Source organism: Streptomyces sp. NPDC058086 (assembly GCF_042885015.1).
Taxonomy (GTDB): domain Bacteria; phylum Actinomycetota; class Actinomycetes; order Streptomycetales; family Streptomycetaceae; genus Streptomyces.
This window is the reverse complement of record NZ_JBHVST010000017.1, coordinates 73,700-94,570: the sequence shown is the minus strand read 5'-3', so window position 1 is coordinate 94,570 and position 20,871 is coordinate 73,700. Positions and strand designations below refer to the sequence as shown.

The following is a 20,871-nucleotide window of genomic DNA, read 5'->3' as shown; positions in this document are numbered from 1 at the left end:
CTGCTCCTCAGATGTGCGGGACGTCGTCGGGGATGTCGTAGAAGGTCGGGTGGCGGTAGACCTTGTCGGCGCTCGGCGCGAAGAACGGGTCCTTCTCGTCGCGGGTGGAGGCGGCGATGTGCTCCGAGCGCACCACCCAGATGCTCACGCCCTCGTTGCGACGCGTGTACAGGTCGCGGGCGTGGGTCAGGGCCATCGCGTCGTCGGCGGCGTGCAGCGAGCCGACGTGTACGTGGTTCAGCCCGCGCTTGCCCCGTACGAACACCTCGTACAGCGGCCAGCCGTCCTTCTTGCCGTCGGTGTCGCTCATGCCGCCGTTTCCTTCCGGGCTCGCTCACTCTGCTTGGCCGCGTGGGCGGTGGCCGCCTCACGGACCCAGGCGCCCTCCTCGTGGGCCGTCCGCCGCCGGGAGATCCGCTCGGCGTTGCACGGTCCGTCGCCCTTGATGACCCGCATCAGCTCGTCCCAGTCCGGGGTGCCGAAGTCGTGGTGTCCGCGCTCCTCGTTCCAGCGCAGCTCGGGGTCGGGCAGGACGACGCCCAGCTTCTCGGCCTGCGGGACGGTCATGTCCACGAAACGCTGGCGCAGTTCGTCGTTGCTGTGGCGCTTGATCTTCCAGGCCATGGACTGGGCCGAGTTGGGGGAGTTGTCGTCGGGCGGGCCGAACATCATCAGCGACGGCCACCACCAGCGGTCCACCGCGTCCTGCACCATCGCCCGCTGGGCGTCGGTGCCGCGCATCATGGTCAGCAGCAGCTCGTACCCCTGGCGCTGGTGGAACGACTCCTCCTTGCAGATCCGCACCATGGCGCGCGCGTACGGACCGTAGGAACTCCTGCACAGCGGCACCTGGTTGCAGATCGCCGCGCCGTCGACGAACCAGCCGATCACGCCGACGTCGGCGAAGCTCAGGGTGGGGTAGTTGAAGATCGACGAGTACTTCTGCCGGCCCTCGATGAGCCGTTCGGTGAGATCGGCGCGGTCGGCGCCCAGGGTCTCGGCCGCCGAGTACAGATACAGCCCGTGCCCTGCCTCGTCCTGGACCTTCGCGAACAGGATGGCCTTGCGGCGCAGCGACGGCGCGCGGGTGATCCACTCGCCCTCCGGCTGCATGCCGATGATCTCCGAGTGCGCGTGCTGCGCGATCTGCCGGATCAGCGTCTTGCGGTAGCCGTCGGGCATCCAGTCGCGCGGCTCGACCCGCTGGTCACGCGCGACGGTCGCGTCGAAGTGCTCCTGGAGCCGCTCTTCGGCCGCCGGCCCGACGCCGTCGGCGCCGGTGGCGGCGGAGTGTGTCGTGGTCATCGATACCAGCTTCCCTACCGACCATTCGTTCGGTTCCAGTGTGACGGTTTTCTTCCGGCCGGGCAAGACTTTCGTCCTGCCCGGCCGGGGGGCCGCTCAGGGCCAGGCGTAGAAACCCTGCCCCGTCTTGCGCCCCAGTTCGCCGCGCGCGACCTTGTCACGCAGCAGCCGCGGCGGCGCGAAGCGCTCCCCGAGCGTGGCGTGCAGGTGCTCGGCGATGGCGAGGCGTACGTCCAGTCCGACCAGGTCGGTCAGGCGCAGCGGGCCCATGGGGTGCTTGTAGCCGAGGCTCATGGCGTCGTCGATGGCCGCCGGCCCGGCGACCCCCTCCTCGACCATGCGGATCGCCTCCAGTCCCAGCGCCACGCCGAGTCGGCTGCTGGCGAACCCGGGGGAGTCCTTGACGACGACGTCCTTCTTGCCGAGGGCGTGCGTCCAGGCGAGCGCCAGCCGTACGGTCGCGTCCTCGGTCTCCGGGGCGACGACGATCTCGATCAGCTCGGAGGCCGGCACCGGATTGAAGAAGTGCATGCCGAGGAAGCGCCCGGGGCGGGAGAGAGCCGACGCGAGGTCGGTGACCGACAGGGAACTGGTGTTGCTGGCCAGGACGGTCGCCGGACTCAGGGCCCGCTCGGCGGCGGCGAGCAGCCGGGCCTTGAGCGAGGCGTCCTCGGGGAGGGCCTCGACGACGAGATCGGACGTCCGGGGCAGCTTGTCGACCGAGCCGACGACGCAGACCCGGCCGAGCACGTCCTCGGCGGGCGCGTCGAGCCTGCCGCGCTCGGCGGCGCGCGTCAGCCCGGTGGCGACCCGGTCCAGTGCGGCGGCCGCGGCCTGCTCGCCGCTCTCCACGACGGTCACGGACGAACCCGCGGCCGCGAACGACTGGGCGATGCCGGCGCCCATCCGGCCGCCGCCGATCACGCCCACGACGGAGGGTGCGGACACGGTGTCTGCCGTGGGGGTGTTCATGCCCTGCTCCTCTTCTCCAGGAAGCGGGTCATCCGCTCCCGCTTGTCCTGTCCCTCGAACAGCACGGCCTGAGCCAGGTCGTCGGCGACCGGATGGGCGCCCGGGGAGTCGACCACGAGCTTGGTCAGGCGCAGGGCCGCGGCCGAGGAGCGGGCCATCCGGTCCAGCAGCGCGTGCGCCTCGTCGAGGAGCCGGTCGGCCGGTACGACATCGATGACCAGCCCGGCCGCCAGCGCCGCCCGCGCGTCCAGGTTCCGTCCGGCGAGCAGTACCTGCTTGGCCACCGACTCACCGACCAGCTCGGGCAGCCGCCAGCAGGCCCCGGCCGCGGCGAGGATGCCGAGCCCCGGCTCGGGGTTGCCGAACACCGCGTCCGGTCCCGCGATGCGCAGATCGCAGGCGTACGAGAGTTCGGCGCCGCCGCCGAGCGCCCAGCCGTCGACTGCGGCCAGGGTCGGCATGGGCAGTCTGCGCACCCGCTCGAACAGGCGGCTGTTGATGCCCTGCAGGGCTTCGTCGCGGCCGCGTCGCAGCAGCTCCGCGATGTCGGCGCCGCCCGCGAAGACGCCGCCGTGCCCGGTCAGCAGCAGGAACCTCGGGTCACGTTCCAGCAGGTCGCACACGGCGTGCAGTTCGCGGATCATCAGCCCGCTGATGGCGTTGCGGGCCTCGGGGCGGTGCAGGGTGACAACCACCCGGTCGTCGCGCTCCTCGACCAGCAGCGTCTCGTACCCGCCGCTCATGCGCGCGCCTCGACCGGCGGGGACCCGTCCGCGGCGCTCATACGCGCTCCACGAGCATCGCGACGCCCTGGCCGACACCCACGCACAGGGTGGCCAGGCCCCGGCGGGCGTCCTCGCGCTCCAGCCGGCCGATCAGCGTGAGCAGGATGCGGGCGCCGGAGCAGCCGAGGGGATGGCCGAGCGCGATGGCACCGCCGTCGGCGTTGACCTTCTCCTCGTCGAGCTTCAACCGCCGTATCACCGCGAGTGCCTGCGCGGCGAAGGCCTCGTTCAGCTCGACCGCGTCCAGGTCGCCGCTCTCCAGGCCCGCCCGGGCGAGGGCCTTCTCGGTGGCGGGTACGGGGCCGAGCCCCATCAGGTTGGGCTGTACGCCGGCCGAGGCGGCGGTGACGATCCGGGCGCGCGGGGTGAGCCCGTACCGCTCGACGGCCGCCGCGCTCGCCACCACCAGCGCGGCGGCGCCGTCGGACAGCGGCGAGGAGGAACCGGCGGTGACGATGCCCTCCGGCCGGAAGATGGTCCGCAGGGTGCCGAGCTTCTCCAGGGTCGTGCCGGGGCGCGGGCCCTCGTCGCGGGTGATCTCGCCGTCCTTCACCCGCACCGGCACGATCTCGCGGTCGAAGCGCCCGGCCTCCTGCGCGGCCACCGCCCGTTGGTGGCTGCGCAGCGCGAAGGCGTCGGAGTCGGCGCGGGTGATGCCGTCGAGCGCGGCGACCTCTTCGGCGGTCTCCCCCATCGACAGGGTCACCTTGGCCGTCTCGGGACCCGCGCCGGCGGGCACGGCCCGGTCGGAGGCCGTGAAACGCGGGTTGGTGAAGCGCCAGCCCAGCGAGGTGTCGTGCACCTCGCCCGGCTTGGCCCACGGGGTGCCGGGCTTGGCCATCACCCAGGGCGCGCGGGTCATCGATTCCACGCCGCCGGCGACGACGAGGTCGGCCTCCCCGGACCGGATCGCCTGGGCCGCGTTCGCGACCGCCGTCAGCCCGGACGCGCACAGCCGGTTGACGGTGTAACCGGGCACGGTGTGCGGGAGGCCGGCGAGCAGCACGGCCATGCGGGCCACGTCCCGGTTGTCCTCACCGGCCTGGTTGGCCGCGCCGAGGATGACCTCGTCCACGGTCTCGCCCGGTACCCTGCTGCGCCGCACCGCCTCGCCGACGACCAGGGCCGCCAGGTCGTCCGGCCGTACGGAGGCCAGCGCGCCTCCGTACCGGCCCTGCGGGGTGCGGGCGCCGTCGATCAGAAAGACCTCGTCAGGCATCTGCGGACTCCTCGGTGTGTTCCTCGGCGGTGGCGGGCCGACGCGACTGGAGCGTGGCGAAGCGGCCCGTGACGAAGGCGGGGTCGGACAGGGTGGCGCTGGCCGCCGGGTTGGCGGCGCTGCCGTGGAAGTCACTGAAGGCGGCGGACTGGTTGACGAAGACGCCGCCGGTGAGGTTCTCCGACAGGTGCACTCCCGCGTCGAGGGCCGCCAGTTCCGCGGCGGCGAGCACGTCCTCGTCGGTGGAGTGGACGGCGGCGGTCAGCGCGCCGTGCGCGCGCACGGTCTCCCGGAAGATCCGCAGGCTGTGCTCGGTGGAGTCGGTGCCGATCACGAAGGAGACCGGCCCGAACCACTCGCGCGTGTAGGTCTCCCGGTCGGCGTCCGCGTCCAGCCGGGCCACCAGCGGCGTACGGACGACCGCGTCCGGGTGCTCGGGGTGCTCGACCGGCGCGGACGCCCGCACCGTACGACCGAGCCCGGCCGCCTCCTCCAGCCGCTCCCGCACCCCGTCGTTGACGATCGCCCCGAGCGTGCCGGCCGCGCGGGCGGGGTCGCCGAGCAGCTTGTCGAGCGCCGTGCCCAGGTCGGCGGCGAACTCGTCGGCGGTCTTCACGCCCTGGTCGGTGGCGAAGCCCTCGCGGGGGACGAGGAGGTTCTGCGGGGTGGTGCACATCTGCCCGCTGTAGAGGGACAGCGAGAAGGCCAGGTTGCCCAGCAGCCCGCGGTAGTCGTCCGTCGAATCCAGGACGACCGTGTTCAGGCCCGCCTTCTCCGTGTACACGGCGGCCTGGCGGGCGTGTGTCTCCAGCCAGTCGCCGAAGGCGGTGGAGCCGGTGAAGTCGATGATCCGTACGTCCGGGTGGAGGGCGTACGCCGAAGCCGTGCGTTCCTCGGCGCTCTCCGCCGCGAGGATCACCAGGTTCGGGTCGAAGCCGGCCTCGGTCAGCACCTCGCGCGCGATGCGCACGGTGATCGCCAGGGGCAGGACGGCGCCCGGGTGCGGCTTGACGACGACCGGGTTGCCGGTGACCAGACTGGCGAACAGACCGGGGTAGCCGTTCCAGGTCGGGAAGGTGTTGCAGGCGATCAGCAGCGCCACCCCGCGTCCGACCGGCGTGAACTTCTTCTCCATCAGCAGTGGACCGCCCTTGCGCTGCGGCTTGCTCCAGCGGGCCGCCTCCGGATGGCGTTTCTGCTCCGCCCAGGCGTACGCCACCGCCTCCAGACCGCGGTCCTGAGCGTGCGGTCCGCCCGCCTGGAACGCCATCACGAAGGCCTGGCCGGTGGTGTGCTGCACGGCGTGCGCGATCTCGAAACTCGCGGCGTTCAGCCGGGCCAGGATCTCCGCCGCCACACCGGCCCGGGTGTCGGGGCCCGCGGCACGCCAGGAGCCGGTGGCGGCCTTCGCGGCGGCCACGGCCTCTTCCGGCGTGAGGCGGGGGTAGGTGACGCCGAGCGGGAAGCCGTAAGGGGAGGTCTCCGTGGCGGACGTCGTGCCGCTCGCCGGGTGGCCGGGCAGCTCGAAGTGACCGCCCAGCCGGTCATGGAAGGCCGCTTCCCCGGTCTTCGCCGCGTCCTCCCCGTACACCGACCTGCTGGGCGACTCCGGATACGGGGTCCAGTGGCCGCGGCTCGCGGTGGCGGTGACCGCCTGCTCCAGCAGGGCGCGGTGACGGGCGAAGAAGTCCGGACGCTCGGGGAGGTTCTGGGGCATGCGTTCCACCTCTTGACAGGCAGTGGTGATGCTGGATTACTAGGCCGTGCCGCACGCTAACCGAATGTTCGGTCGGGACACAAGGTGGTGAAAAAGGTGACGCAGGCCACAGGAGCGACATCGGCCGGGGCGACGCCCGCCGAGGCGATGTTCGCCGCGGACGAGGCGTCCCGGGCGCTGGGCATCGAGCTTCTCGAGCAGGGCGAAGGGACCGCCGTGCTCCGGATGACCCTGACGCCGACGATGGTGAACGGACACGGGATCGCCCACGGCGGCTATGTGTTCCTGCTCGCCGACACCGCCTTCGCCTGCGCCTGCAACAGCCACGGACCCGTGACCGTCGCGGCCGGGGCCGACATCGACTTCGTCGCCCCGACGTACGAGGGTGACGTCCTGGTGGCCACGGCACGGGAGCGCGCCCGGTTCGGCCGCAGCGGCATCTACGACGTGAGCGTGCTGCGCGGCGACGAGGTGATCGCGGAGTTCCGCGGACGCAGCCGCAGTATCAGAGGCACGACGACGAAGGAGTCGCGATGAACACCGCAGCGACGGCCGGCGCGGCCACCGGACCCCGCCCGGCCCGCCTGGGAGAGCCGCTTCCGCAGGATCTGCTGGACGAGGGCGAGCGCCTCACCCGCGAGCAGCTGAGGGAGCTCCAACTCGACCGGCTGCGGGCGACGTTGCGGCACGCGTACGACAACGTGGAGCTGTACCGCAGGAAGTTCGACGAGGCCGGGATCAAGCCCGACGACTGCCGCTCCCTGGAGGACCTGTCCCGGTTCCCCTTCACCACCAAGGCGGATCTGCGGGAGACCTACCCCTTCGGCATGTTCGCCGTCCCGATGGCGGACGTGCGGCGCATCCACGCCTCCAGCGGCACCACGGGCCGCCCCACGGTTGTCGGATACACCGAGAACGACCTCTCCATGTGGGCCGACGTGATCGCCCGTTCCATCCGCGCGGCCGGCGGCCGTCGCGGCCACAAGGTGCACATCTCCTACGGGTACGGCCTGTTCACCGGCGGTCTGGGCGCGCACTACGGCGCCGAGCGCGCCGGCTGCACGGTGATCCCCGCCTCCGGCGGCATGACGGCCCGCCAGGTGCAGATCATCCAGGACTTCGAGCCCGAGATCATCATGGTCACCCCGTCCTACATGCTCACCCTGCTCGACGAGTTCGAGAGGCAGGGCGTCGACCCGCGCACGACCTCCCTCCAGGTGGGCATCTTCGGGGCCGAGCCGTGGACGGAGGCGATGCGCCGTGAGATCGAGGAGCGCATGGACATCCACGCGGTCGACATCTACGGCCTGTCCGAGGTGATCGGCCCGGGGGTCGCGCAGGAGTGCGTCGAGACCAAGGACGGGCTGCATGTGTGGGAGGACCACTTCTACCCCGAGGTGGTCGATCCGTTCACCGGCGCCGTGCTGGCCGAGGGCGAGGAGGGCGAGGTGGTCTTCACCTCCCTCACCAAGGAGGCCCTGCCGATCATCCGCTACCGGACCCGCGACCTGTCCCGGCTGCTGCCCGGCACCGCACGGCCCGCCTTCCGCCGCATCGAGAAGATCACCGGCCGCTCCGACGACATGATCATCCTGCGTGGTGTGAACGTCTTCCCCAGTCAGATCGAGGAGATCGTGCTGCGCACACCCGGTGTCGCCCCGCACTTCCAGGTGCAGCTGACCCGGCGCGGCCGGATGGACCACATGACCGTCCGCGTCGAGGCGCGCCCCGGGACCGGGACCGAGCAGCGGGAGGCGGCCGCGAAGACGATCGTCCAGGGCGTCAAGGACGGCGTGGGTGTCACCGTCGAGGTGGCGATCGTCGACCCGGAGACCCTGGAACGCTCGCTGGGCAAGCTCCGCCGGGTGAAGGATCTCCGTCAGCAGTGACCTGCCGGTGACCGCGGGAGTTCTACCCGACCGCGGCCCGAGCGGGGATCGCTCGGCCCGCGGCCCGTGGAAGTCAGGCGGTGACGAGGGTGAGTCCGTACGTACTGAGGATCTCGTTCACGGGCTGGAACCAGGTCTGGCCGCCGCTCGTGCAGTTGCCCCAGCCGCCCGAGGTCACGCCCTGGGCCTGGTCGCCGGTGATGAACGAGCCGCCGGAGTCGCCGGGTTCGGCGCAGACGCTGGTGCCGGTGAGGCCGTAGACGGATCCCTGGCTGTAGTTGACGGTCTCGTTCTGGGTCAGCACGGTGCCGCAGTGCCAGTGGGTGGTGGAGCCGGAGCGGCAGATGGACGAGCCGACGGGGGCCACGGCCGAGCCGCGGACGAGTACGTCGCTGACGGTGCCCCAGCCGAGCACCACCGGTACGGTCCACCAGCCGTTGCCGATCCGGATGTACGAGTAGTCGTTGCCCGGGAACGACGATCCGGCGAAGGTGCCCATCGCCGAGCCGTCCCAGCCGGCCACGGAACTGCCGGCCGAGCCGCAGTGCCCGGCGCTCACGAAGCCGCCCACCACGGAGAAGCCTATGGAGCAGCGGGTGTTGCCGTTGATGTAGTACGGGTCGCCGCCGACGGTGCCCGCGGAGAACGTGCGCGGCGCCTTTGCGGTGGCGGAGGTGTGGACCGTGAGCAGACCTGCCTCGCGTGCGGGTGCCAGGAACGCCGTCACTGCGGCGCTGTGCTCCGCGCCCTGTCGGACCTCGGCCACCAGGCTGCTGGTGCGGGGGTCGACATGCCAACTGCGGACGGCTGTGGGGGCGCCGTCCGACGTGGCGATGTCGTCGAGGGCGGCCTTGGCCGCGTCCAGCGTCCGGGCGCTGTGTGTGACCCGTACGACCGTGGCGCCGGTGGCTCGTACGGCGTCGGCCGCCGTGGTGTTCGTGTCGGTGACTCCGACGACGAGGGTGCCGCGCGTCGGGTCGTACCAGGAACCGCCGAACGTCCGTCCCGCCGCTTGCTCGGCCCGCGGCGCGAGCTTCGCGGCGGCGGCTTCACGCTCACCCCTGGTGCGGGCCTGCGACGCGGTGATGCCGAGGTCCCGCTGCATGGCGGTGACCAGGCCGGGGGAGAGGGGGCGGGGACCGGCCGGTTGTGCCGTCGCCGTTTCGACGGGCAACAGCCCCAGAGTGCACGTGCCGAGGGCTAACAGGACGGACAGGCCCCAGCGAAGACGCGCAACACGTCGCATGGGTGAACCCCTTCCATTCTCAACTGCCGGAGAAGGTGTGGACCTTTGGGGTTCAGTGTTGGAAGTGTGTTGCGTGCATGTCAATGGTTGTCGATGCGGAACGGGCCCGTCTTGACGCTCGTGCTCACGTCATTCGGAAGCTAAAGTACCGATATCGCGATATTGCGATGTATATCCCCTTTGGTGCAGGGGTGAGAGTCATGGGCACTACCGAAGCGGCACCCGCCACGCATGCCGGGCCTCCCGGCCTGAGGCGAGAGGTCGGATTCATCGGGCTGATCTGGGCCTCGGAGGGGTCGATCATCGGGTCCGGCTGGCTGTTCGGCGCGCAGGGTGCCCTGGCGGCGGCGGGCCCGGCCGCGATCATCTCCTGGGGGATCGGCGGTGTCGCGATCCTCGTCCTGGCGTTGGTCCATGCCGAACTGGGCGGCATGTACCCGGTGTCCGGCGGTACGGCCCGCTTCCCGCACTACGCGTTCGGCGGCGCGGCGGGAGCGTCGTTCGGCTGGTTCTCCTGGCTCCAGGCGGTCACGGTGGCACCGATCGAGGTGCTGGCCATGATCACGTACGGCCAGCACTACTCATGGGCGAACGGCTGGCTGAAGACCCAGGGGGGCCAGCACATCCTGACCGCTTCCGGGATCGCGGTCGCGGTCGGGCTGATGGCGGTGATCACCGCCGTCAACTTCCTCAGCATCCGCCTGCTGGCCCGCACCAACAGCGCGGCGACCTGGTGGAAGGTCGGCATCCCGCTGCTGACGATCTTCGTGTTCGCCATCGCCCAGTTCCACGTCGGCAACTTCACCGCCGCAGACGGGTTCAACCCCTACGGCGCGAAGGGCATCCTGTCCGCGGTCTCCTCCAGCGGCATCATCTTCGCGCTGCTCGGATTCGAACAGGCCGACCAGCTCGCCGGTGAGAGCGCCAACCCGAAACGCGACATCCCGCGTGCGGTGATCGGCTCCATCGCGATCGGCGCGATCATCTACATCCTGCTTCAGGTCGCGTTCCTCGCCGCGCTTCCCGCCTCCCAGATCCAGGGCACCTGGGCCACCGCCGCCTTCAACACCCTGACCGGTCCGTTCGCGCAGGTCGCCACGCTCATCAGTCTGGGCTGGCTGGCCACGCTCCTCTACCTCGACGCGGTGGTCTCGCCCGCCGGCACCGGCCTGATCTACATCACCGGCTCCTCGCGGGTCTCCTACGGACTCAGTCGCAACGGCTATGTGCCGTCGTCCTTCGAGGCGACCAACCGGAACGGGGTGCCCTGGGTCGGGCTCATCGCCGCCTTCGTCGTCGGCTGTGTGTGCTTCCTGCCGTTCCCGAGCTGGCGCTCGCTGGTGGGGCTGATCACCAGCGCCAGCGTGCTGATGTATGCCGGCGCGCCCCTGTCCTTCGGGGCCTTCCGCAGCCGCCTTCCGAACGTCGACCGCCCGTACCGGCTGCCCGGCGGCGGCTGGATGTCCCCGTTGGCCTTCGTCGTCGCCAACTTCCTCATCCTGTGGTCGGGTTGGACCACGGACTGGAAACTGGGCATCGCGATCCTGATCGGCTACGTCATCCTCATCGCCAACCGTGTGTTCAAGATGAACCCGATCACGCCCCAACTCGATCTGCGCGCCGCCCAGTGGCTCCCCGCCTATCTGATCGGGATGGGCCTCATCGTCTACGCCAGCGACTTCGGCCCCCTCAAGCACCCGTGGTTCCCCTTGTGGTGGGACATGGCTGCGGTCACGGTCCTCAGCCTCGCCATCTACTACTGGGCCATGGCGGTGGCCCTCCCCACGGAACGGATCCGGCGCATGGTCGACCAGGTGGTCGTTCCGGAGGAGGCCACGCTGCACTGAGTACGAGGAGCGGGGCGTCGGCGGGCGCGCGTCGCGAGTTAGAAGGTCTCACAAAACTTATTGACTCTCCTCTTCGTGTTGCGTTATAACTTCTAACGAACGCAGAAGTGAGTAACCAACGCGGAGCACAGTGGAGGTCGTCATGAACGCCGAAGGACTCGTCGAGGTCGTACTGCCGGGCAAGGTGGAGCCGGAAGGGCTGGAGATCCGGCACGGAGCGGTGCCCGCCGCGGGCCCCGGCCAGGTCGTGATCCGGATGGAGGCGACCGGGGTCTCCTTCGCGGAGCAGCAGATGCGCCGCGGCCGGTACTACGACCAGCCGGCGTTCCCGTTCGTGCCCGGCTACGACCTGGTCGGCACCGTCCTCACGACGGGCGAGGCCGTCGAGCCCGGTCTGGTCGGCACCCGGGTGGCCGCGCTGGTCAAGGTCGGCGGCTGGGCGAGCCACGTGCTCGTCGACGCGGCGGATGTGGTGCCGGTGCCCGAGGGGATCGGCGCGGCGGAGGCGGAGACCGTGGTGGTCAACGGCATCACCGCCTGGCAGATGCTGCACCGCAAGGCACGCGTCCGCGCGGGGCAGACCATCCTGGTCCATGGTGCCAACGGCGGCGTCGGCTCGGTCCTGGTCCAGCTCGCCCGGGCCGCGGGCGTGAAGGTGATCGGCACGGCGTCGGCGCGTCACCACGACGCGCTGCGGGAGCGGGGCGTCATCCCCGTCGACTACCGCACCGATGACGTGGCCGCACGGGTCCGCGAGCTCGCCCCCGGCGGGGTGGACGCCGTCTTCGACCACGTCGGCGGCCGCAGCGCGGTCGACTCCTGGCACCTCCTCGCGCCCGGCGGCACGCTCGTCTCGTACGGCAGCGCCTCCACCCGGGACGACGAGGGCTCCAAGCAGTGGCCCGTGCTCAAGCTGCTCGGCCGGGTGTGGCTGTGGAACGCGCTGCCCAACCGCCGCCGCGCCTACTTCTTCAACGTCTGGGCCGGGCGGGCCCTGGCCAAGGACCGGTTCCGGACCCGGCTGCGCGCCGACCTCACCGAGGTCTTCGGAGCTCTCCAGCGCGGTGACGTCACCGCCCAGATCGCCGCCCAACTGCCCCTCACCCGCGTCGCCGACGCCCTGCGACTGGCCGAGTCCGGCACCGTCGCCGGGAAGATCGTGCTGAAGCCGTAGCAGGTCCTTGCGCAGCCGCCGATCGCGCACCTTGCCGTCGAGCGCACACCTTCCCCTGCAATCCCGCCCCCACCCGAGACGCGAGGAACCGCCATGACCGCCACCCCCACCACCCACACCGCCGCCCCGAGGCGCCACCGGGCACGGCTGCTCGTCCCCGCGGCGATCGCCGCCCTCGCCTTCACCGCCACGACGGCCGCCGCGGACACCTCACCGGCAACCGCGGCCGAGCGGACGGCCACGGCCCACGACCGCCGGGGAGCCGAGCACAGGCCGAAGGCGATGCTCGACGCGTGGCTGCGGCTCTGGAACGGCGATTTCGCCCAGGCCCCGGGCATCATCTCGCCCGGCTTCCGGGTCCACGCCGCCCTCCTCGACGGCGGTGACGGCAGCTCCATCCGGGGCGTCGACGGCTTGGTGGCCTGGATCGGCCAGACCCGCGCGGCATTCCCGGACCTGCGCTTCACCATCGAGGTCCCCCCACTGGTCGACGGCCGCTACGCATCGGTGCGCTGGACGGCCACCGGCACCTACGCCGGCGGCTTCCCAGGCGCCAAGGCCCGGCCGGGGACCGTGGTCACCTTCACCGGCACCGACACACTCCGCATGCGGGACGGCAAGTTCGCGGAGTACTGGGTCAACACCGACACCCTGAGCCTGCTCACCCAGCTCCAGGCACTCTGAAGCACGTCCCCGCGAGGCAGCGGCGGTCACGGGTGTGTCGTCGGCACGGTCCGGTGCCTGACATGCCGTTGAGTGGAGCAATGACCGGTACGCCGTGCCGAGTCCCAGCAGGCTGGGCGTCTTGCCGAATCCGTGTGCCAGGAGTTCCGTGTGAACAGGCTGCATCAAACGAGCCGTCAGTCGTGTCGCCTGCTTGCGGGCCCGCTCTCGGTGCACCCCCTCGCCTCGGTGGCGTCCGAGCTCCCGCCCCTCGCACAGCGCCGCGGGACACCGTGAGGTGGCGGGGCCGCGGCGCGCAGGCGGAGCGCGCCACGCCGCACCCGAACAGCACGGGCCGCTCGTTGCCGGCACCGCCCCTGTGGATGCGCTGGCTGCCCCTCTTCTACGTCGCGGCCGTCCTGCTGATCGAGCCGATCACGCCCGTGGAGTGGCCGGTGAGCTTCCTGCTGATCGCTCTCCCGTTGGTGGCCGCCTTCGCCCACGGCCCCGTGATGGTCGTCTGCGTCACCGTCTTCGCCGTTGCGTTCGAAGGGATTCTGGCCGGTACCCCGTGCTGTGCGGGACGTTCCGTCGGCTACCTGTGGGACCGCCACTACGTGGCCGCCTACTTCTGCACCGCTCTCATCGGCACCCTGGGAACCATCCTGGCCGTCAGCCGGATGCGACGGGAGCGCACGCTGGCCACCGTGCGCTTTGTGGCCGAGATCGCCCAGCGCGTCCTGCTCAGGCCCGTTCCGCACCGCGTCGGTGACGTCCTGGTGGAGAGCTTCTACCTCTCCGCCGACGCGGAGGCACGAGTCGGAGGCGATCTCTACGAGGCGGTGCCCACGACGCACGGCCTGCGCCTCGTGATCGGTGACGTCCGAGGCAAGGGGCTGTTCGCCGTGGAGACCGCCGCCGCCCTGCTCGGCGCCTTCCGGGAAGCCGCCCACGACGAACCCGACCTCGCCGCCCTGGCGGGCCGGGTGGACACCAGCATGAGCCGCCGGGCCGCCGATTACGCCGGCAGCGACATGGCCGAGCGCTTCGTCACCGCGGTCTTCGCGGAAATCGTGACCCCCGACCGTGTCGTGCGGATCGTCAACTGCGGCCACCCGCCCCCTCTGCTCATCAGCGCCGCAGAAGTCACCGAACTGGAGACGGACCGGTTCTCACCGCCCCTCAACCTCGGCGTGCTCGTCGGAGAGCCGTACCGCGCCGAGGAACATCCCTTTCGGCCGGGCGATCAGCTCCTGCTGTACACCGACGGCGTCACCGAGACACGCGACGGGGACGGCGCGTTCTACCCGCTCGTCCAGCGCATCCGCTCCTGGGGCGTCCTCCCGCCCCGGGAACTGCTCGACCGGCTCCACCACGATCTGCTCGCCTACAGCGACAACCGTCTCAACGACGACACGGCCGCACTCATCGCCTGCTACATCCCCGACGAACCGCGGGCACCTGCCGACCCGCACGCGCTCTGAGCCGGAGCGATCAGCGAGGATCCGGACGGCTGCTCGTGATGCGGTTCCACAGGGAGCGGGTGGCACCGAAACCGCTCTCGTGGACCCACACGTGCGTGCAGGACGGGCACTGAAGGTGGAGCAGGCTGCCGGTGTTGGAGAGCAGATAGCGCCAGTGGTCGGAGCAGGTGCGCCGTTGCTCGCACGATGCGCACCCGCGACTGTCGTTGCAGTTCGGACAGCTCACCCAGGCGCGGCGCCCGCGGTCCGCCTGCGGGTCAAGCGGCAGCATGGCCGCCTCCGCGCGGGGGAAGCACACCGGCCGCGACCAGATCGTCGTACAGGCGTTGCTGCTCCTCGTCGAGACCGGAGTACAGCAGGTCGTACGCGGCCTCCTCGCCGCGCATGACCTCCATCGGGTCCCAGTCGGGGCCGAGGGCGGCCAGGACCTGGGCCTGTCGTTGCACCTCCTGCGCGGTGAGGTCGACGGAGAAGTCGACCAGCGCCGGGGTGCCGTCGGAAGGCGAGGGGCTATGTGGGGCCATGAGACGAAACTTAGGTATGCCTTCTTTGCCGGGGCAAGAGGGGGTGGCCGAAGTCACAGCAGGTCGGCGACTGTTTCGACGGTTTCCGCAGGGTCGCTCGTCCTGGATCGCCGCACGTCCCGCCCCGAGCGGTCAGCCGGGCTTTTCGCCGGTTTCGCAGACACGGCGGGCGATCTCGCGCAGCTTGATGTTGTGGTCCTGGGACGCCTTCTTGAGCAGCTTGAATGCCGAGTCCTCGGTCAGCCCGTAGCGCTCCATGAGGATGCCCATGGCCTCGCCGATCTCGTGACGGGTCTCCAGGGCGTCACCGAGCTGCTGATGCGTACGGGCCGCGGAGAAGGCCACGGCCGCGTGCGAGGCGAGGATCCAGCCGGCCCGCTGAGCGGCCTCGTCGAAGGTGCGCGGCCGGCGGGAGTACAGGTTGAGGGCCCCGAGCTCGTCGTCCTCGGTGAAGAGGAGGAAGCCCATCACGCTCCCCATGCCCAGCTTCCTCAGCTCGGGAGCGAAGTGGGACCAGCGCTCATGCGGTCGGCTCAAGTCCTCGATGGTGTAGATCTGCTGACGGTCGGTCACGGCATCGAAGCACGGGCCTTCCCGCAGGTCCTGCTGGATCCGGTCCGCACGTCGCACCACGTCGCTCGTCGCCGCCAGAGGACGCACCTCGCCCCGCCGCACGGTGAGGATGCCCGCGTCGTCGCAACCGTTGATCAGAACCGTCGCATGCTCCACGATGCGGTCCAGTGTGTCCTGGACCGAGTCCTGGGCCAGCAGATCCCGCGCCATTTCCGCCAGGGCGACGGCGAACTGCTCCCAGACCTCGCCGGGCTCTTGCGACATGTGCCACCTGCTTGTTCGTCGAAGCGCCGCCGACGCTCATCCGCGGTCCCATTTTGCCACTCGGGCGTCCCCGCCGCGCCGGACGGGCATGTGGGGGCGCCGTGCCCGTACACGCCTGTCCGCGTCGTTCCTCGTTCAAACCGCGCTGTCCGCGCGAAACCGTCTGTTTCGCAGGTGCGATCAAGGGTGACCCGAAGGAGGACCGAAGTCCCACGAACAACAGATCGCGCAAGACCATCGCGATCACAGGAGGCCCCCATGAACGACTGGCGCGAGTTCGCGGCCTGCCGGAGCGTCGACCCCGATCTGTTCTTCCCCATCGGCAGCACAGGCCCCGCCCTGCCGCAGATCGAGGAGGCGAAGGCCGTCTGCCGGCACTGCCCCGTCCGTGAGGAGTGCCTGAGCTGGGCGCTCGACACCGGGCAGACCATCGGCGTCTGGGGCGGTACGAGCGAGACCGAACGCCGCGCGCTGAGGCGGCGTGCGGTCGCCCGCAGGTCCCGGGACACCGGATCGTAGGAACGGGGTCGCGAACGGTGGGTGACGCCCGCGCGGTGCGAGGACATCCTGTCCGAGGGCGCCCCGTGTGACGACGCGTGGTGCGACGACGAGCAGGACATCCCGCCGACGAGACCGGGGAGGCGCGATGGAAAGCGACCCGTACGGGGACGAGAAAGTGCCGGGCGACGAGCCCCAGGGCCTCACCAGCACCTTTCCCGGACAGCTGCGCAACGTGACCGACGCACGCCTCATGGCGGACGACTATCTGTGCGAACTCGCTCGGACGTCACCGCCCGGAGCGGCCGAGCACTGGGACGACATCCTGCTGGTGGTGACGGAGCTGGCCGCCAACACGGTCCAGTACGCTCCCGGGCCCTTCGAACTCCGGATCCGCCCCACCTTCGACGGAGTGCATGTCACGCTCCGCGACAGCAGCACGACGCCGCCCGCGCCCCGCCGCGTCGATCCGGCCCACGGCGCCGGCGGAATCGGCTGGCACCTCCTCCACGCGCTCTGCCGGCAGGTGAGCGTCGTGGTGCGGCCCGACGGCAAGGACGTGCACGCCTTCCTGCCCTGGTGAGCGCTTCTTCGCCGCCGGCAGGTGTCGGTTCGCGCGACCGGGGCACACGGGACTGACGAAGGACACATGAGCCCCCGCACCTGATCGAGGTGGAGCAGTGAGCCTGGAGCAGCACCGAACGTCCGGTCCCGTCGACGACACGGGCGACGAGGTGTCGGAGCCCTCCGACGAAGAACGTGCCGCGTGGGCGCGGGTACGCCGCTCGGCCACGGGAATGGGGCACCACGAGGCAAGGTCCGCGCTGGCCATCGCCCTTAAGGCGGCTCGCAGTGGTGGGCTCACCGGCCGGGGCGCGGTCGTCGCACGGGCGGAGACCGAGGAGTGGGAGCGGGTCACCGAGACGCTCGCCGACCACGCGGGACCCTACGAGCCCGCCGACGACCCCTTCGTCCAGGGCGAACAGGACGCTCGCGACGGCCGTGCCCTGCTCGCTCCGCATGCCTCTGCTTCCCCGCGCGCCCCCGTTGCCCCTCGCGCACGGACACTGCCGCACCAGCGGTGATCGGGAGCCGGACCGGGACCGGGACCCGCACCGGGACCGGGACCGGGACCGGGGGAGTGCCCCGGAGCAGCCCCGACCGCATTGTCAGTGCCCTCCGCAACAATGCCGAGCAGCGAGAACGTCACCGCTCCCGGCGGTACGCGATCGAACCCGTCTGTCGAAAGGCCGCCCGCACATGACGCCCGCCCTCCGACGCCGCGCCGTGCCGCGAGCCCTGATCGGAGCCCGCTGACGATGCTCCGATCCCTCCCGCGCACGCCCGCTCCGCTCGGCCCCGGCGGTGCCGAGGTCATGCGTCTGATCACCGTCCAGCGCGTTCCCGTCTGCCTCACCGTGCATGCCAACGGGCGGCGCCGCTACGGGTACTGGCAGCCCCTCAGTTCCGACTCCGGGCGCGGTGGTTGTCACGTGGCCCTGCCCACGGACGAGTGCGACGCGTTGCACGCGGCGGGCCGGATCGAGCTGGGCGACCCGGTGGTGGATCCGGCGAAGACGACGTACCCGGTGCGCCCCGTCGTACGGGGCGCACCTTCCGCGACAGGCACACCCCGCCAGGCCCTCACGGCGTGAACTCGGTCCGGCGGCGTCCGACCACCGGAGTACGACAGGACCTAGTGAGGTGAGAGCGGTACGACGGCCGTGATGCGTTTGCCGCCGGCGCGGAGCTCCGCGATGGTGATGTCGCGGGCGAGGCGGCAGACGATCGGCCAGCCATGGCCCCCGATCCTCATGAGTCCCGGTTCGTCGGGGTGTTGTGCCGGTGTGGGCAGTTCCCGGCTGTGGTCGCTCACCGACAGGCGCACTTCCCGGTCGACCAGCATCACCTCGAACTCGGTGACACCGCCGCCGTGCAGCATCGCGGTGGTGGTGAGTTCCGAGGCGACGAGCAGGGCGTCGCCGACGGCATCGCCCGTGCTGTCGCGCCCGCCGGACCGTCGTACTTCTTCTTCGAGTGCGTGCCTGACCGCCTCGCGTGCCTCGGCCGGACTGTGTGGTCCGGGGGAACGCAGCCGGCCGGGGACGGTCGCGGTGTCCGGGGAGTTCGTCCAGTGCTCCGCACACATGCCTCTCTCCTCTGCGTTCTACCACTACGCCTGACCTGGGAAGCTCAGCCCAAACCTGTCCGTTTGGAGCCGGACGACCTCCGCGGCCGTGATCCACTCTCGGGTGATGGACCGGTCGAATATGGAAGCCGCCAGGAGCGTGATCGAGCCGCCAGCCGCGGCCGGAGCGGCCGACCGTGTGCGTATCGTGCGGGCTGACCTCGACGTGACGGCTTGGCCCGACCTCGGCACGCCGGAGCTGGTCTGGGCATCGGCATCCATGCACCACATGACCGACCCCGACCGCACCCTGCGCCAGATCCACGACCTGCTCGCACCGGGCGGGCTGTTCGCCGTCGTCGAACTGGGTCACCGTCGAAGGCGAACGCACCATCACCGTCGACATGGGTCCACCCCACACCGACGCGGCAGGCCGTTACGCACTCAGCAGTCTGCGTCGCATGCGCGGCAGCGTCGCATCCGCCCTGACGGCCGAGGACCTGACCGCTTTCGACCGGTTGCTCGACACCGACAGCCCTCACAGCATCCTGCGCCGCATCGATCCGAGTGTGCGCACCGAGCGCACGGTGTGGGCCGCACGCCGCTCCCGACGTTACGACGTGCAGACGTTCTTCAGCTCGTGGGCCGCGTCGTCGATCTTGCTGGAGTCCGGGTTGGTGTCGCCGTTCAAGATGGACTTGTTGTAGTCGGCGACGGCCTTGTCGAGCTTGTCGACCGCCTTGTTGACCTTGCCGTCGTCCGTCTTGTCGCCGATCTTGTCGAGGTTCTTGTTGATGGTCTCGATGGACTTGTCGGTCTGGGTGGGATCCTTCGCGGCGTCCAGGCCGGCTTCGTTGATCGCCTTGAGGCTGTCGGCGATCGTGGCGGCGTTCCGCAGGCAGTCCAGTGAGTTGTCGACGTCGTCGCAACCGGTGGCGAGCCCGGCGGTCAGGGCGACGGCGGCCAGGGTGGTGGCGAGGGTGACGACGCGGCGTCCACGTCGGCGGTCAGCGGCCATGGGAGGGTCCCTTCAGAGGAATTCGGGCGTGACTGGGCGAGGGGGCAGAGGAAGTGGGGCGGGGGCGGCCGGTCAGTACCAGGGCTGGTCGACCGCCTGGACCGGCTTCTTCCGGCGGCCGGCGATGAGGCCGCCGGCCGCACCCAGCGAGACCAGACCCATGCCGACGGCGGCCATGATCCCCTTCACGCCGTCCATGGTGAAGTAGCAGACCGCGGCCACGGCGCCGTTGAACAGGAACAGGAACCACAGCACCGGCGGCGTCGACAGGAACGCCTTGATCCTCGGCTTCTTCGCGATGCGCGAGCCCGCCACGAGGGACACGGCGATACCGGCGTACGTGGCCACGTCCTTCTGCGTGCCGTCGAGGACGGCGCCGGAGGCGGAGCTCGCGGCGAGGCCGCCCACGAAGAACGACCAGAGCAGCAGGTTGGCGACGAACGACCGCACGGCGGCGAGCAGTGACTTCACGGGATTTTCCTTCGGCAGGGGACGCACAGGTCCGTTGCGATCTCTGCCGTCAACGATCCCGTCACCCGCCCGCCGCCACGAGGGACCGGCCCCCCGGATCGATGGTGTAGCGCGTTACACCATGTGAGCCACCACGGAGGGCACCAGGCACCGGCAAGGACCTGGAAGCACAGGGGAGAGTCAGAGCAGAATGCCCGCCAGTCGGCGCCACTCCTCGCGCGGGAGGGAGTCGGGGGTCTGTTCGGTCACCACCTGGAGCGCCACATGGTCCGCGCCCGCCGCGTGGAAGGCCTCGACACGGGCGCGGATACGGTCCTCGTCGCCCCAGGCGAAGAGCGCGTCCACGAGGCGGTCGCTGCCGCCGTCCGCGAAGTCCGACTCGGCGAAGCCCAGCCGCAGAAAGCTGTTGGTGTAGTTCGGCAGCGAGAGATAGAAGGCGAGGACGCCCCGGGCGAGCGTGCGGGCGCGGTCCGGGTCCGTCTCCAGGACAACCTTGAACTCCGGTGCCAGCAGGGAGACTTCGCCCAGGATCTCGCGGGCCTGCGCGGTGTGCTCCGGCGTCACGAGGTAGGGGAGCGCCCCGGCGGCGCGGTCGCGTGAGAGCTCCAGCATCTTCGGGCCGAGGGCGGCGAGCATCCGGCGTCCCGCGGCGACTCCCCTCGCGTCCAGCGCGTCCAGAAACGCGACCATGCTCGCGTAGGGGCGGCGGTACTGGTCCGCCGTCTTGGCGTGGCTCACCCCGAGGCCGAGCACGAAGCGGCCGAGATGGGCCGTCTCCAGCTCCGCGAAGCCCGCCGCGCTCGCGGAGGCGTCCTGCGTCCAGATGCTCTGGATGCTGGTCCCCACGATGAGCCGCTCGGTCGCCGCGAGGAGCGGCGCCGCGTTCTCCGCGGTGCCGCTGCCGCCCAACCAGGCCGCACCGAAGCCGAGTTGCTCCAGCTCGGCGGCGGCCTCGGCGCGCTCGCCACGCCGCTGCGGATCCTCCGAGCGCAGGCCCCCGCTCCAGATGCCGTACCGCCCGACGGCCTCCTTGAGCGAGCGGACCTGGCTCTCGGTCGTGACGTCGTTCATCGATTCCGATCCCTTCGGTGTGG

The 20,871-nt window shown here is 70.8% G+C and carries 24 protein-coding genes and 1 pseudogene; 11 read left to right on the top strand and 14 right to left on the bottom strand.

The features are described 5' to 3' along the window. Positions 1-7 precede the first annotated feature (7 nt). The 6 genes from paaB to paaN all read right to left on the bottom strand — a co-directional run bounded on the left by paaB (position 8) and on the right by paaN (position 5,998). Positions 8-310, bottom strand: coding sequence for a 1,2-phenylacetyl-CoA epoxidase subunit PaaB (gene paaB, locus ACFVWD_RS16225; RefSeq protein WP_382188287.1), 303 nt, complete (start codon positions 308-310; stop codon positions 8-10). Continuing rightward, the gene (gene paaA, locus ACFVWD_RS16220) at positions 307-1,305 is read right to left on the bottom strand and encodes a 1,2-phenylacetyl-CoA epoxidase subunit PaaA (RefSeq protein ID WP_101402432.1); all 999 of its coding nucleotides are present in this window, start codon (positions 1,303-1,305) and stop codon (positions 307-309) included. Before paaA ends, paaB begins: the two co-directional genes overlap by 4 nt. A gap of 96 nt (positions 1,306-1,401) precedes the next feature. After that, complete coding sequence (locus tag ACFVWD_RS16215) at positions 1,402-2,277, bottom strand: 3-hydroxyacyl-CoA dehydrogenase family protein (protein ID WP_389596661.1); 876 nt, start codon at positions 2,275-2,277, stop codon at positions 1,402-1,404. Continuing rightward, the gene (locus tag ACFVWD_RS16210) at positions 2,274-3,020 is read right to left on the bottom strand and encodes an enoyl-CoA hydratase/isomerase family protein (protein ID WP_389596659.1); all 747 of its coding nucleotides are present in this window, start codon (positions 3,018-3,020) and stop codon (positions 2,274-2,276) included. Before ACFVWD_RS16210 ends, ACFVWD_RS16215 begins: the two co-directional genes overlap by 4 nt. Positions 3,021-3,057: 37 nt before the next feature. Next, entirely contained in the window at positions 3,058-4,281 is a 1,224-nt protein-coding gene (locus ACFVWD_RS16205; protein WP_389596658.1) for a thiolase family protein, read from the bottom strand. Continuing rightward, a complete protein-coding gene (gene paaN / locus ACFVWD_RS16200) occupies positions 4,274-5,998 on the bottom strand; it encodes a phenylacetic acid degradation protein PaaN (RefSeq protein WP_389596656.1) in 1,725 nt (574 codons plus the stop codon). The genes ACFVWD_RS16205 and paaN overlap by 8 nt, the downstream gene beginning before the upstream one ends. 147 nt (positions 5,999-6,145) lie before the next feature. On the opposite strand from paaN, the gene paaI reads away from it, so the two are divergent. Together paaI and paaK are read left to right on the top strand one after the other, a co-directional pair. Further along, a complete protein-coding gene (gene paaI / locus ACFVWD_RS16195; RefSeq protein ID WP_389596760.1) occupies positions 6,146-6,535 on the top strand; it encodes a hydroxyphenylacetyl-CoA thioesterase PaaI in 390 nt (129 codons plus the stop codon). Further along, entirely contained in the window at positions 6,532-7,887 is a 1,356-nt protein-coding gene (gene paaK, locus ACFVWD_RS16190) for a phenylacetate--CoA ligase PaaK (protein WP_389596654.1), read from the top strand. Before paaI ends, paaK begins: the two co-directional genes overlap by 4 nt. 73 nt (positions 7,888-7,960) lie before the next feature. Here the strand turns inward: paaK and ACFVWD_RS16185 are convergent, their stop codons facing one another. After that, the gene (locus tag ACFVWD_RS16185) at positions 7,961-9,133 is read right to left on the bottom strand and encodes a S1 family peptidase (RefSeq protein WP_389596652.1); all 1,173 of its coding nucleotides are present in this window, start codon (positions 9,131-9,133) and stop codon (positions 7,961-7,963) included. Positions 9,134-9,333: 200 nt separating this feature from the next. Here ACFVWD_RS16185 and ACFVWD_RS16180 point away from each other — a divergent pair, with 200 nt between their 5' ends. From ACFVWD_RS16180 to ACFVWD_RS16165, 4 genes are all read left to right on the top strand, one after another. Next, positions 9,334-10,980 carry an APC family permease gene (locus ACFVWD_RS16180; protein WP_389596651.1) on the top strand — a complete coding sequence of 549 codons (1,647 nt, stop codon included), beginning with the start codon at positions 9,334-9,336 and terminating at the stop codon, positions 10,978-10,980. 142 nt (positions 10,981-11,122) lie between these two features. Continuing rightward, complete coding sequence (locus tag ACFVWD_RS16175) at positions 11,123-12,154, top strand: medium chain dehydrogenase/reductase family protein (RefSeq protein ID WP_389596649.1); 1,032 nt, start codon at positions 11,123-11,125, stop codon at positions 12,152-12,154. Between the two features lie 93 nt (positions 12,155-12,247). Next, positions 12,248-12,838 (top strand): ester cyclase, encoded by a 591-nt coding sequence (locus tag ACFVWD_RS16170; RefSeq protein WP_389596648.1) that lies wholly within the window; start codon positions 12,248-12,250, stop codon positions 12,836-12,838. Between the two features lie 272 nt (positions 12,839-13,110). Then, a complete protein-coding gene (locus tag ACFVWD_RS16165; protein WP_389596647.1) occupies positions 13,111-14,301 on the top strand; it encodes a PP2C family protein-serine/threonine phosphatase in 1,191 nt (396 codons plus the stop codon). 10 nt (positions 14,302-14,311) lie between these two features. Here the strand turns inward: ACFVWD_RS16165 and ACFVWD_RS16160 are convergent, their stop codons facing one another. From ACFVWD_RS16160 to ACFVWD_RS16150, 3 genes are all read right to left on the bottom strand, one after another. After that, complete coding sequence (locus ACFVWD_RS16160) at positions 14,312-14,572, bottom strand: hypothetical protein (RefSeq protein ID WP_389596645.1); 261 nt, start codon at positions 14,570-14,572, stop codon at positions 14,312-14,314. Continuing rightward, a complete protein-coding gene (locus tag ACFVWD_RS16155) occupies positions 14,559-14,825 on the bottom strand; it encodes a DUF6400 family protein (RefSeq protein WP_389596643.1) in 267 nt (88 codons plus the stop codon). Before ACFVWD_RS16155 ends, ACFVWD_RS16160 begins: the two co-directional genes overlap by 14 nt. Positions 14,826-14,957: 132 nt before the next feature. Continuing rightward, on the bottom strand, positions 14,958-15,662 hold the full coding sequence (locus tag ACFVWD_RS16150; protein WP_389596641.1) for a GAF and ANTAR domain-containing protein: 705 nt from the start codon (positions 15,660-15,662) through the stop codon (positions 14,958-14,960). Positions 15,663-15,920: 258 nt separating this feature from the next. Between ACFVWD_RS16150 and ACFVWD_RS16145 the strand changes: the two genes are divergently transcribed. The 4 genes from ACFVWD_RS16145 (at position 15,921) to ACFVWD_RS16130 (ending at position 17,815) form a co-directional block, all read left to right on the top strand. Next, entirely contained in the window at positions 15,921-16,181 is a 261-nt protein-coding gene (locus ACFVWD_RS16145; protein WP_389596639.1) for a WhiB family transcriptional regulator, read from the top strand. A gap of 127 nt (positions 16,182-16,308) precedes the next feature. After that, positions 16,309-16,743, top strand: a complete 435-nt coding sequence (locus tag ACFVWD_RS16140) for an ATP-binding protein (RefSeq protein ID WP_389596637.1) — start codon at positions 16,309-16,311, stop codon at positions 16,741-16,743. A 97-nt stretch (positions 16,744-16,840) separates the two neighbouring features. Continuing rightward, on the top strand, positions 16,841-17,245 hold the full coding sequence (locus ACFVWD_RS16135) for a hypothetical protein (RefSeq protein WP_389596635.1): 405 nt from the start codon (positions 16,841-16,843) through the stop codon (positions 17,243-17,245). Positions 17,246-17,479: 234 nt separating this feature from the next. Then, a complete protein-coding gene (locus tag ACFVWD_RS16130) occupies positions 17,480-17,815 on the top strand; it encodes a hypothetical protein (RefSeq protein WP_389596634.1) in 336 nt (111 codons plus the stop codon). Between the two features lie 41 nt (positions 17,816-17,856). Here the strand turns inward: ACFVWD_RS16130 and ACFVWD_RS16125 are convergent, their stop codons facing one another. Continuing rightward, complete coding sequence (locus tag ACFVWD_RS16125; protein WP_389596632.1) at positions 17,857-18,309, bottom strand: ATP-binding protein; 453 nt, start codon at positions 18,307-18,309, stop codon at positions 17,857-17,859. 139 nt (positions 18,310-18,448) lie between these two features. Between ACFVWD_RS16125 and ACFVWD_RS16120 the strand changes: the two are divergent. Continuing rightward, positions 18,449-18,896: pseudogene (locus tag ACFVWD_RS16120) on the top strand (class I SAM-dependent methyltransferase); the annotation flags it as partial. A 5-nt stretch (positions 18,897-18,901) separates the two neighbouring features. On the opposite strand, the gene ACFVWD_RS16115 reads toward ACFVWD_RS16120, so the two are convergent. The 3 genes from ACFVWD_RS16115 to ACFVWD_RS16105 form a co-directional block, all read right to left on the bottom strand. After that, positions 18,902-19,306 (bottom strand): hypothetical protein, encoded by a 405-nt coding sequence (locus ACFVWD_RS16115; RefSeq protein ID WP_389596631.1) that lies wholly within the window; start codon positions 19,304-19,306, stop codon positions 18,902-18,904. A gap of 72 nt (positions 19,307-19,378) precedes the next feature. Next, on the bottom strand, positions 19,379-19,777 hold the full coding sequence (locus ACFVWD_RS16110) for a hypothetical protein (protein WP_389596629.1): 399 nt from the start codon (positions 19,775-19,777) through the stop codon (positions 19,379-19,381). A 180-nt stretch (positions 19,778-19,957) separates the two neighbouring features. Next, a complete protein-coding gene (locus ACFVWD_RS16105) occupies positions 19,958-20,848 on the bottom strand; it encodes an LLM class F420-dependent oxidoreductase (RefSeq protein ID WP_389596627.1) in 891 nt (296 codons plus the stop codon). Positions 20,849-20,871 lie beyond the last annotated feature (23 nt).